General features: G+C 47.8%; 11 protein-coding genes, 2 tRNA genes and 1 pseudogene. 3 read left to right on the top strand and 11 right to left on the bottom strand.

All coding sequences use genetic code 11. The features are described 5' to 3' along the window. From AB5Y92_RS07240 to AB5Y92_RS07270, 7 genes are all read right to left on the bottom strand, one after another. Positions 1-497, bottom strand: a 497-nt coding sequence (locus tag AB5Y92_RS07240) for a TM2 domain-containing protein (protein ID WP_368226193.1), incomplete at its 3' end; no start/stop codon positions are given. Positions 498-589: 92 nt separating this feature from the next. Further along, positions 590-1,471 (bottom strand): helix-turn-helix transcriptional regulator, encoded by an 882-nt coding sequence (locus tag AB5Y92_RS07245; protein ID WP_368226195.1) that lies wholly within the window; start codon positions 1,469-1,471, stop codon positions 590-592. A gap of 222 nt (positions 1,472-1,693) precedes the next feature. Next, positions 1,694-2,926: a tyrosine-type recombinase/integrase gene (locus AB5Y92_RS07250; protein WP_368226196.1), complete on the bottom strand. Its 1,233-nt coding sequence runs from the start codon at positions 2,924-2,926 to the stop codon at positions 1,694-1,696. Between the two features lie 306 nt (positions 2,927-3,232). Beyond that, complete coding sequence (locus AB5Y92_RS07255) at positions 3,233-3,622, bottom strand: DUF2787 family protein (RefSeq protein ID WP_235655549.1); 390 nt, start codon at positions 3,620-3,622, stop codon at positions 3,233-3,235. 116 nt (positions 3,623-3,738) lie between these two features. Further along, positions 3,739-4,236, bottom strand: coding sequence for a hypothetical protein (locus AB5Y92_RS07260; RefSeq protein WP_368226198.1), 498 nt, complete (start codon positions 4,234-4,236; stop codon positions 3,739-3,741). Between the two features lie 21 nt (positions 4,237-4,257). Next, positions 4,258-4,782, bottom strand: a complete 525-nt coding sequence (locus tag AB5Y92_RS07265; RefSeq protein ID WP_368226201.1) for a hypothetical protein — start codon at positions 4,780-4,782, stop codon at positions 4,258-4,260. Positions 4,783-4,794: 12 nt separating this feature from the next. Continuing rightward, complete coding sequence (locus AB5Y92_RS07270) at positions 4,795-5,013, bottom strand: hypothetical protein (RefSeq protein ID WP_368226204.1); 219 nt, start codon at positions 5,011-5,013, stop codon at positions 4,795-4,797. A 155-nt stretch (positions 5,014-5,168) separates the two neighbouring features. Between AB5Y92_RS07270 and AB5Y92_RS07275 the strand changes: the two genes are divergently transcribed. The 3 genes from AB5Y92_RS07275 to AB5Y92_RS07285 all read left to right on the top strand — a co-directional run bounded on the left by AB5Y92_RS07275 (position 5,169) and on the right by AB5Y92_RS07285 (position 7,680). Continuing rightward, positions 5,169-5,981 carry a hypothetical protein gene (locus tag AB5Y92_RS07275; protein ID WP_367581413.1) on the top strand — a complete coding sequence of 271 codons (813 nt, stop codon included), beginning with the start codon at positions 5,169-5,171 and terminating at the stop codon, positions 5,979-5,981. Continuing rightward, positions 5,978-6,919 carry a DUF1848 domain-containing protein gene (locus AB5Y92_RS07280; RefSeq protein ID WP_164536988.1) on the top strand — a complete coding sequence of 314 codons (942 nt, stop codon included), beginning with the start codon at positions 5,978-5,980 and terminating at the stop codon, positions 6,917-6,919. The genes AB5Y92_RS07275 and AB5Y92_RS07280 overlap by 4 nt, the downstream gene beginning before the upstream one ends. Before the next feature lie 65 nt (positions 6,920-6,984). After that, positions 6,985-7,680: a hypothetical protein gene (locus tag AB5Y92_RS07285; protein WP_368226207.1), complete on the top strand. Its 696-nt coding sequence runs from the start codon at positions 6,985-6,987 to the stop codon at positions 7,678-7,680. Between the two features lie 513 nt (positions 7,681-8,193). Here AB5Y92_RS07285 and AB5Y92_RS07290 read toward each other — a convergent pair. From AB5Y92_RS07290 to AB5Y92_RS07305, 4 genes and pseudogenes are all read right to left on the bottom strand, one after another. After that, positions 8,194-8,502 (bottom strand): annotated as a pseudogene (locus tag AB5Y92_RS07290) (transposase); the annotation flags it as partial. Between the two features lie 315 nt (positions 8,503-8,817). Then, positions 8,818-9,171: a hypothetical protein gene (locus AB5Y92_RS07295; protein ID WP_139493810.1), complete on the bottom strand. Its 354-nt coding sequence runs from the start codon at positions 9,169-9,171 to the stop codon at positions 8,818-8,820. 809 nt (positions 9,172-9,980) lie between these two features. Beyond that, positions 9,981-10,056 (bottom strand) — tRNA-Asn (locus tag AB5Y92_RS07300). 5 nt (positions 10,057-10,061) lie between these two features. After that, positions 10,062-10,137: transfer RNA gene (locus tag AB5Y92_RS07305), tRNA-Asn, on the bottom strand. Between the last annotated feature and the right edge of the window lie 24 nt (positions 10,138-10,161).

Below are 10,161 nucleotides of genomic sequence, written 5' to 3' on the forward strand. Positions count from 1 at the left end.
CAGCCCCAGTTACCGGCATAGAACTTGTGCAGGCCAATTCCACCACCAAAGAAGACCAACAGGGCCATCAAGACCTTTCGCTTACCTCTATGGTGGACAGTGCCTCCCTCTGGTGCTGGTTGAGTTGAAGCTGGAACCGACGCCTGCTCACGGATAGGCCACGCGGCTACATCGATAGGTGAGGGAAGCACCTCAGCGATCGCTTTGGCCTTCTTCTTGGCTGTGCCCCATGTGTCAATCGCATCAACGAAGGAGCCTGTCAGCGATAGCTCAACAATCCCTTCTTCCGGCGAGCTGAAATGCACGGTCACGCGCAACCCGAATGGATTGATACCGTACTTCCAGGATGCTTCCAGCGTACCCTTGGCTCTGTCAGCAACCTTGATAGTGCCCCCCTCTGCTTGCAGGTGAGCGGCTACGTGCTCGAAGACAACCTCATAGTCGGCATGACTACGTAGAACGAGGTCTGATAGCTTGGTTATTGTGGGAGATCCCATGGTTTTGCTCCTTGTTGGTTTAACTACAGATAGTGGTCATTAGCCCCGACAGGTGGTGTCGGGGGTTGAAAATTAGTGGCGTGAAAATTGGCTTACATCCGGCTAAGCAGGGTCTTTAGGTCACGCTTTACTAACGCTTGGATCCCCGCAGGGCTGATCACCTCAAGGTGCGGCAGGTACGTTTTGATCACTGGCAGCAGCTGGGCACCATCGAATACTCTGCTTGCCGGCAAGATGCTGCCGTCCTCCAGCTCTCTGATAAGAGCCTGCTCGGGAAGGATGTTTCTGAGCTTGAATTCGTGGGCGATAGGCGAAGCTGCCTTGATCACCACTTCGTGAGTGGGGATGGCCTCTTGCTCGATGAGGTGTTGAAGAAGTTGCTGCTGTGACTCGCTGATCGTTGCTGGCGTTTCTATCTGCTGAAGGTTAGCGATACTCGACAAGGGTTCGATAAATGGCGTATCCGCCGTTACCCCTGCCAAGTACCAGCGGCCCCTCTTATTGACCAAGCGGTATGGCTCAATCTCTTGCGCTGCTTGCTCACCGACCCATGACAGCCTGACTTTGAGCTGTTGGCTGATTGCCTTGGCAAGTGGCTTTAGCCATTGGTGATGACTGTCATCTTCATCGAGTTGAAAGCCAGCAAGGACGAATACAGGTGTTGATGCTGGGTTGAGCCAGTGCTTGATCAGGGTGTCGTGATCATCCGGGAACAATGCTTTGGCACCTAGTTGCTCGCACAATCTCAAAATGGCGGGAGTGGTGGCTCTCCCCAGATAACTGGGGTCAAGCCAATAGGTCTGTCCCTCACGCTCCAGCGGTAGATAAGCCAGTCTGACGTTCAGGTCTCGCTGGATAGTACGGGCCGAGACATTGAACTCGTGGGCCAACTCGGAGATCACCAACCGCTGCCCGTTGTTGAGCTTGGTCAGGATCACGCCGAGGCGTTGGGCTAGGGTGTCGTGTTCTGCCATCCAGGGAAGCATCGTAGTCAAAGGTATCCAAGTGTCACTGAGGTGCCCGACAGGGCGTGTCGACTTGGATCTTCACGACAGGGGAGTATTTGGGTAAGCAGAGTTGGTATAGCTGCAGGGACTTTGGTATCTGAAAATGCGGGAAAGTTGATGGAATGCCGACGCTCGCGTCGAGGCGTCGAGTTTGTCCGTCAGCTCGTCACGACCGTCGGCATTTTTCCCCTAAATTCCTCCATTTGGGCTGGGTTGGGGTAGGGCTGAGTGAGCCGTGTTGTTGGGTATCAACGCCTGTTCCACACAGTTGGCCACTTGGGTACTGGTGTGCCTCAGCCTGCTGGCGTGCAGGTGGGCATATCGTTGGCTGGTCTGGCTGCTGGCATGGCCCAACTGAGCTTGCACGTCATACAAGGTTCCGCCACTTGAGACGATCAAGGCCGCAACGGAGTGGCGGCAAGTATGGATACAGACTGGTCCCTCAATCCTTGCCCGCTTGAGCATCCGGTTAAATGGTCTGGTGACGTTGTTCAGCGGCTGGCCCTGTTTCTGTCCTGGAAACAGATAGGGATTTCCTTCAATGGGGTGGGTCTCCTTGAGGATCTGCATGGCCATATGGTTGAGGTGGAGGATCCGGCTTTTCCCATTCTTGGTGTGGGGGATGAACAGTGTCAGCTGGGATTGATCGAGGTGTTCCCACTTGGCTAGCCTCAACTCGTCCTTACGCAGCCCTGTCAGCAACAGCAGTTTGACGTACTGACCGGCATAACGGTTTTCATCGATATCCGCAGCCATAAACAGCCGTCTGATCTCCCCTTTGTCCAGATAGCGGGTACGTTGGTTGTTCTCGGTCAGGCTTTTGAGATGCCTCATAGGGTGTTGCTCCAGATAACCCATCCGAACGCTCCAAGTCAGGATCGCTTTGAGTAAGGTGGTGATCCGGTTGTTGGTGGCTGGCTTTACCTTGCTCAGCAAGTTGGTTTGTAGGGTCTGGCCCTGATCCAGTTTGATTTCAGACAGTAGCCGAGAACCCAAGGCTGGCTTTAGGTGGTCACGAAAGCGTTGTGCATCATCCCGCCATGATCGTTTGTGGTGCATGGCATAGGGGAGGTAATGCTGCTCAAACAGCTCGGTCAGGGTGAGTTCCTGCCGCTTATCTTCCTTCTGCTGCTTGGGGTCGATGCCTTGCGAAAGCAGCCGTTTATAGTCTGTGGCGATCTCTCTGGCCGTGTTCAGGTCTACATCGGGGAAGCGGCCTATAGATATAGCCCGTTTACGTCCTTGCCAGAGATAACGAAGCAGAAATTTCTTGGAACCTTCCCCTTTGCCTACCAGACATTTAAAGCCTGGGATCTGGGTGTCACTGTATTCGGCTTCTGTTGATCTGGCATGGGGTGGGTTCGGTGGTAGGGCCTCAATGGCTTTTTGAGTGAAGCGAAATCGGGAGGGAGCATTTGCCATCGTTTGTCTCCTGTCATTTGATAAGTGGGGTGAGGGTTGGCTTGTCCAAGAAAAAACAGCACAGGGATGTCAATTCCTTGTGCTGCCGAGGTGAGATTGGGGATTGGCTGAGCCTAATGTTGGTCTCAGGCCGGAGGTGGAACAGGGCTTGGCCTTCTTCCGGTCGATATCCGGTCTTCTGGGTGGGAAAATTCGCCAAACGTAGAAATTTGCCGTCGGTGGCGACGAGCTGACGAATTGACCTAAACGGTTCCCGACGCTCCGTCGCCACCGACGCGACTTTTTCAGCTTTTTGCCTGAACTGGATCAGTCAGGTGTCACCGTCAGGGTGAATACGTCCATCTGGGCATAACAGCAAAAGCTCTGCTGCCAGACGTCAAACCATTCATTCACCTCTGCCGGGGAAATCTCTCCCATGATCGAATGGGTGTACTCTTCGATGCTGAAATCGAAGTCCAACTCTTTGGCCAACTCGGTACACCAGCCTTGGCCTACATACGCAAAGTCGGTGACGTAGCGCAGATGCCAGCCGTCATCCCAGCGTTCAAGACGGATCTCGACAGGGTGATAGCCTCCGGTTGTTGCGCTGTAGTCAGGATCTCGATAGTTGAGGGTCAGTGCTGCTGGTATGGTGCCATTCGGGATCTCGTTTGGGAAATCCTCCAGCGCCGAGCTGATGGCCTGCTCAAGTAGCATTTGCAGATCGTGACTTATCCTCACAGGTAAGCCCGTGATAACGAGGGTCGGTTTCATATCTTGGTTCTCGTTGAGATTGAGTAAAAGGGGTTGGGGAGAGTAGGAGGATGGAACGGTTACTGAGCTGCGTTGGTCTCTGCTGGCAGCTTGGTCTTAAGTCCATCGAACCACTCGGTATGTTTACCCGTGATCAGATGGCCGAACCGCACGTCAGGTGCAGCCTTGGTCAACTCCAGATGGCGCAGCACGGCAGCCAAGAACCCCGCGTTATTGCTGCTGCCCTTGAAGTTCCAGATCACCTTGAACAAGCCAGAGGTAAATGCCTTGTCCGGTTGTTGCTCGTTTAGCAGATCGACGACTTGTGCCAGCACGAACCATTCCTTGGAACAGAGGCCACCACCACTGCTACCTGTCAGACGGATCAACAGTTCAGCCTGTTCGGGTTCATGGCCAATCTCATAGCCCACGGTAGTTGTAGAGCCTGGCGAAAGGAGGGTGGCTACGCCACTGACCAAGACCACCTTGGCTGGTGATGCTTGTATGCCATCAAACTTAGCTGTGGCAGTCGTATTTACTTGCTGTTTGGCTGCTTGCTTATCGGTTTTGGTATTCATGCTTAGCGTCCTTCGAGATAGTCAGATAGTTGATTTCAGGTAGATAGTGGTGCCCAAATCAGGCGAGGTTTGATCTGGCTTGAGCGAGAAGGCCAAATGTTTGAATACTGGGAGTGGTGCGGTTAGGGCATCAAACGGTAAGCCGTAGCCAGAGAAGCGATATGCCTCCCATGCTTCGACAGCGGGGAGGGGCAGCCAGAACACGGTATCTTCGGCACAGTCGATCAGCTTGATAGTTCCTGCAGCTAACCGCCAGTAGTCAGCGTAGTAACCGTTGTCGTCATCCCGGACTGACTCGCCTGTGTGGGAAGCTATCGAGATCAATACTTCGGGCGCTTCGCTGTGCAGAGACTTGGCCTTGAGCACGGTCGCCTCTTTGATCACGACCAGCAGCACAGGCTGATTTTCATCTGGCAGGAACTCAGGAACATACATACCGTTTGTAATGACCTCCTGCATCAGCAAGCTCAGCGTCTGCCAGCTGTAGGCATAACCCTTGAGCGTCTCGTGGGAGGCGTATTTCCCTTCTTGAATGAACTCATCCATGGCTAACCTCCCTCAGTCCGCTGGTCCAGTGATATAGCCGATAGTGCCGCCGATGATGGTGCCTGCAACAGCTCCAGGGATACCGCCTTTGGCCCCGATACTGGCACCGGTGATAGCACCTTTGACTGCGCCTTTGGTGCTGCCCTTTACCGTGAAATCGATACTGCTATCTCTCATTGGCTTGATGCTGACTGCGGCGTATTGCTTGCTCAAAATGTGACGGATAACCATGTATTTTCCTTTGAATAGTGAATATGAAAAGGCCCAGAGTGCTTAGTTCTGGGCCTGATGTTCGGGATGAACATGGATTTAATATATGTTTGAAAATCTAGTTTAAACGTTGCACTATACATATACGTGTATTGATTTAAATGCAGATGTTTAATATGGATGAATTTATTGGAAGTCTCTTTAATGAGATTGATCTAGAAAGGGTTAATGGATGTACAAACAAACCGGAAGATGTTGATTCTTGTCCGCGTTGTTGCCAAGCCCAGTACTATCCAGGTCATACAATAGACTATACTTGTCCACAGAAAATGAGTGTATATACTGTACGGTTCTTTCCTGTTCATGCTGCGGAGGTATATAATGCCATTTCAATATCGCGAACCTCTCTAGAGGTGACAAACTTACTTAATAAAAGTGAACTTTACGTATTATCTATGGGTGGTGGGCCAGGGGCAGATATACATGGTGCGAGAAGAGCTATTCGTGAGGTTCATAGATTTAATAATAACATGTGTAGTGTAATGTTTACTCGGGCTGAAATAAATTCAGCCTGGGATTTTATATTTGAACGGGCCAAATGCATAGGTTTGTCATCTCAGAATATCACAGAGACGTACCAATCATTTCATGTTGATTTAGCAATGAACGATAATACATTATTTCCTCCTCAAGATGTTATTTTAGTGTCATATTTGATTTCTGAATTGTCAGATGAGCAGGCAATTGTATTGGCGGGTAAAATAAAAAGCTCTATGCATTCTAATACTGTTGTTATTATAAATGATCGTCCAGAATATGCTCTGAAGGATAGAATAAGAGCAATGATTGAGGTAATAAACCCCAGAAGTATGTCTGAAATCAACAATAGAGGGTGGGGACAATATAGTTTTTCTTTAAGTATTTCCAATTTCATGATGCCAAAATTTAATATGTCATCAGATTCCTTTGTGTTAGTAGGTCGTCTATGATAATTAGTGCAAGTAGAAGAACAGATATTCCAGCATTCTATACTCCATGGTTTATGAATAGAATCAGGGCGGGTTTTCTACTTGTAAGAAATCCATTTAATGCACATCAAATTTCTAGGATATCACTACTTCCATCGGAAGTAGATGCGATCGTGTTTTGGACAAGGAATCCCCAAATGCTTATGACGCATTTGGATGAGCTCGATTCTTTAGGGTATAGATATTATTTCCAATATACAATTACGGGTTATCCTAAGCTATTAGAGCATTCTGTACCAAGACCGCACAGGGCAATAGCAACATTTTCTGAGCTAAGCGATCGGATTGGTAAGGACCGCGTTATTTGGCGTTATGATCCCATACTGTTGTCAAATATTGTAGATTTAGATGAACATAAACGACTGTTTAAGAAAATAGCCTCTATGCTTGAGGGGAAAACTAGTCGAGTTGTTATTAGCTTTGCAGATCTTTACAAAAAAACAGAAAGAAATTTGGATGTTATATCTGAGCTGGAATATAAAGATATTTTGCATGAGCAACAATCAGTATTAGACCTGTCATCTTATATGTCTGAGGTAGCATCTGCGCATGGCATGGAGATCGAATCATGTGCTGAAGGTCTAGATCTTTCACAGGTAGGGGTCTCACATGGGAAATGTATTGATGATGCTCTTCTAATGAAATTGTTTGGGATTTCGTTAAGTGAAAGAAAAGACAGTGGTCAGCGAGCCGAGTGTGGTTGTATTAAAAGTGTTGATATAGGTGTTTATAACACTTGCTTGCATGGATGTTCATATTGTTATGCCACATATAGTCAATCATCTGTTTTAAAGAATAAGGCAAAGCATGATCCTAGAAGTCCATTTTTGATTGGTGGTACAGAGGGGGTGTCCACTGAGCTATTACGTCCTGAAGTAATACAAGGTAGTCTATTTTGATTTGGGTAAGTGTCATGTGCGGTTTCGTTTGCTAGATATTATTATTTCTGGGGTTGGAAGGTACTATGTGCAGCATAATTAATACTGAAAAGGATTGCTTGCCGGAGCGTTTTCGTCGTAGAGGTTCCGAGATCAGACGTGAATTACTCACTGAGTATGACATTGTACCTATCGCACATTTTAAACTCCTCCCTGGGCAGGAAAAATATAGTTACTCAGGTTATGTGCTTAAAGAGCGTTACTATTGTTTTCAATTTACACATAGGGAAAGTGGCGCAGTAGGTTCTTTTTTATGTGGGTATAAAGCGGCAGAAGATTTTCTATCATTGCTTGAGATTGGGCCGATTTCAATATTTAACCCGCTTCGGTCTGAAAATTTTGGTACAGGTACAGGTACAGGTACAGGTACAGGTACAGGTACAGAGGTACCTTTAAAGACGATAAAGATTAATGAAAGTAAGCAACTTTTCGTTGATGCAGCAAGGCTATTAATGATGCTTTGGGATAGTGCTAGCAAAGGAATGACACCTTTAGCATTAGCCCTACAGGGAGCTATCAAAGCAGGAATGGATAAACCTGTAGAATACAGACATGTACTGACGGTCAACACGATATTGGCTAAAAGTGGAAGGACATTAACAAAGCACTTAGAGTATGCACGCCTACGGTATGTCACCATTAAATTCAAAGACTATGATTTTGAACCGCTTAATAAAGTTGTGGAGCGAGCAAAATATAAAAATCATCCTCCATTTTTTTAGTTAAGTTCTTTGTTTGAATATTCCGATTTACATTTATTTTCGTGTCTTGGCGATGGTTGTGGTCAGAACCATCATATCCATTTGCGGAGGCATTCTTTATTTAATCTGCTGCCTCAACTGTGCGACGGAACTAGTCAATTCCATTTACCTGTAACTTCCCATCAACCACGTTTACGCAGCTATCTCTAGTCGATCGGCTCACAGCAACACGGCTACTATCCCTAGAACTGCCTTGGTCAGGGCCTAGTATTCTCAAGATCTCATCCTGGGTCAGCTCGCCAATACTCTTGGTCGCCATGCAAACAACTCCTTTTAAATGCAAAAGTTTTTGTGAACAGGCAGTCTGCCATAGTTTGGGTTTCATTCAATACATGGGATACCCAAAGGAGCCATTTCTGACAGAGATGGCAGGGTGAGCTGCCGGGGGAGGGGGCGAGGGATTTACTGGGGATTTTGCGTGAAATTTGCCGACGCTCGCGTCGGCGTGACGGTTCGACGCCTCGTCGGCATCGACGCGACTTTCTCTGTGCGAACGCACTTGCTGACACTGCTATAGTCTGGTACGCACCTTGGCACATCCATCAGCCCAAATAATGAACCGAATAGTCCCTAGGTAGCTTGTAGAGTGAGGCTGAGCATATCCTTGAGTGTGCAGATAGTTTGGTCAGTGTAGAGCTGACTGAGGCCCCGTTGCTCATGATGGTCATGGTGCAACCAACAGTTCATTACGGCGGTATCAACCCAGAAGGTGAGAGCGCTACGATAAATCTGATACTTGTTGTATTGAAAGCAGTTGGTGATGGAGTAACACGCCTTGCACATGCGTGCTGACCTGCTAATCAGAGTCCCCTCGGTTGGCTTCACTTGGATTGCTGCGATTTGGAAAGCAATAGCGATGTTACCTACACCCTCAGTCAGCGTAACGATGAAATATGCCGTAAATTGCCGTCTTTATCGAAAAATACCATTTAAACCGATTGAAGGTATAGCTCAAGTAGAGAGCATGAGCTTATACAAAGGCTTGTCGCACCTTATCCTAAGAGTTCACTGCGGGGTGATGAGTTTTGACGACTGTAAGGGGCCAGCTGAATGCCTGTACCATCGATGGCAAAAAAATGGCACTGTAAACGGCAAAAATTACCCAACTAAATTGTCAATAGCCTTTTTGAGCACTAAATCTCTTTGTTGCTTATAATCTTTCAATTTAATTGAATCATCAGTTGTGATTGACTTTGATTGTATTTCCATTGCATCTATTTTCTTGACAAGATCATTGTATCGATTACGGTCAAAGCCTAGGTATTTATCCACTAGATTTTGTGAAGCTATCTTAGTTGTAAGGCCTTGATTATCTACATAATTATCTCTGGATAACCCTCTTTTGAGATAATCGTAAGTAAGTGGTTGGCGATTCTGATACAAAGCGTGTTCAAGTAACGCTTGAGTAACATTTCTATTGCTGGTGTCAGACGGCGTTTTTTGTTGCTCCATGACCTTCATTGTGGCTCGAGCCATCAAGAGAGTATGGGGGAGTTTATGGCTTTTTATATACATGGCAATCATCCCATGGGAAATCGGTGACAAGAGCAAGCAAATTACAGGCCAATAATGTTTCCTCCTCATTACTTTAATATTGTTTCATGTGTTATTTGTGGTGATGCATGTGATACGTTCGCATGGTCTGAGCAAATATGTTACTTGTAGATAGAGTGAAGGTTGTCATGACACTTTAGTTCTGTGTGAGAAACGTCTATTTCGTGTGGAGGGAGATAGATATTGCCGACGGTCGCGTCGTCGTGACGACCCGTCACCTCGTCTGCATCGACGCGACTTTGCACAACTTGGCAAACTTCAGCTACAGCCCAAAAGACCGGATATGCCCCAGAGCTGCTCCGGTCTTGCCCACTAACCATTCCTCTTCCCTTGCTCTTGGTGGGCGTCTCCATCTTTCAATCTACGCTATCTCCACGCCAGAGCCACTTGCTCCGGTCTGAGCATCCCCATGGTCTCCCAGCAGAAAGACCGGAAGCTGTGACCGGAGGGTTTTTCTGGGGGGATTTACGTCAGGGGAGGGTATGACTTCTGGTTTGGGCTAAATCGTGACCCATTTACCAGCTGAGCTGACCGGATAGGGACCGGAGTAATCGTCAGTCGAATTTGAGTTGAGAGAAAACAGGGAGAGTGGATCGTTCACTGCGAGGGGAATGTGGCAGAGCAAGCGGTGAGGCATAGCTGGCTCGGCTTGAAACTATGAAGAGATAGATATGAAAAAGCCCAGTTCGAAAACTGGGCTTCAAATGTGGCTCCCTCGACAGGACTTGAACCTGTGACATACGGATTAACAGTCCGCCGTTCTACCGACTGAACTACGAGGGAAAAAGTGGCTCCTCCTACTGGACTTGAACCAGTGACATACGGATTAACAGTCCGCCGTTCTACCGACTGAACTAAGGAGGAATTGCCTGTCTCGTCAAGACGGGG

The sequence above is a fragment of the Aeromonas sp. R1-1 genome, assembly GCF_040908495.1.
Classification (GTDB): Bacteria; Pseudomonadota; Gammaproteobacteria; order Enterobacterales; family Aeromonadaceae; genus Aeromonas; species Aeromonas veronii.

Coding starts and splice junctions, on each gene's coding strand:
- AB5Y92_RS07245 (WP_368226195.1), bottom strand. CDS start 1,471: ATGGCAGAACACGACACCCTAGCCCAACGCCTCGGCGTGATCCTGACC.
- AB5Y92_RS07250 (WP_368226196.1), bottom strand. CDS start 2,926: ATGGCAAATGCTCCCTCCCGATTTCGCTTCACTCAAAAAGCCATTGAG.
- AB5Y92_RS07255 (WP_235655549.1), bottom strand. CDS start 3,622: ATGCTACTTGAGCAGGCCATCAGCTCGGCGCTGGAGGATTTCCCAAAC.
- AB5Y92_RS07260 (WP_368226198.1), bottom strand. CDS start 4,236: ATGAATACCAAAACCGATAAGCAAGCAGCCAAACAGCAAGTAAATACG.
- AB5Y92_RS07265 (WP_368226201.1), bottom strand. CDS start 4,782: ATGGATGAGTTCATTCAAGAAGGGAAATACGCCTCCCACGAGACGCTC.
- AB5Y92_RS07270 (WP_368226204.1), bottom strand. CDS start 5,013: ATGGTTATCCGTCACATTTTGAGCAAGCAATACGCCGCAGTCAGCATC.
- AB5Y92_RS07275 (WP_367581413.1), top strand. CDS start 5,169: ATGGATGAATTTATTGGAAGTCTCTTTAATGAGATTGATCTAGAAAGG.
- AB5Y92_RS07280 (WP_164536988.1), top strand. CDS start 5,978: ATGATAATTAGTGCAAGTAGAAGAACAGATATTCCAGCATTCTATACT.
- AB5Y92_RS07285 (WP_368226207.1), top strand. CDS start 6,985: ATGTGCAGCATAATTAATACTGAAAAGGATTGCTTGCCGGAGCGTTTT.
- AB5Y92_RS07295 (WP_139493810.1), bottom strand. CDS start 9,171: ATGGAGCAACAAAAAACGCCGTCTGACACCAGCAATAGAAATGTTACT.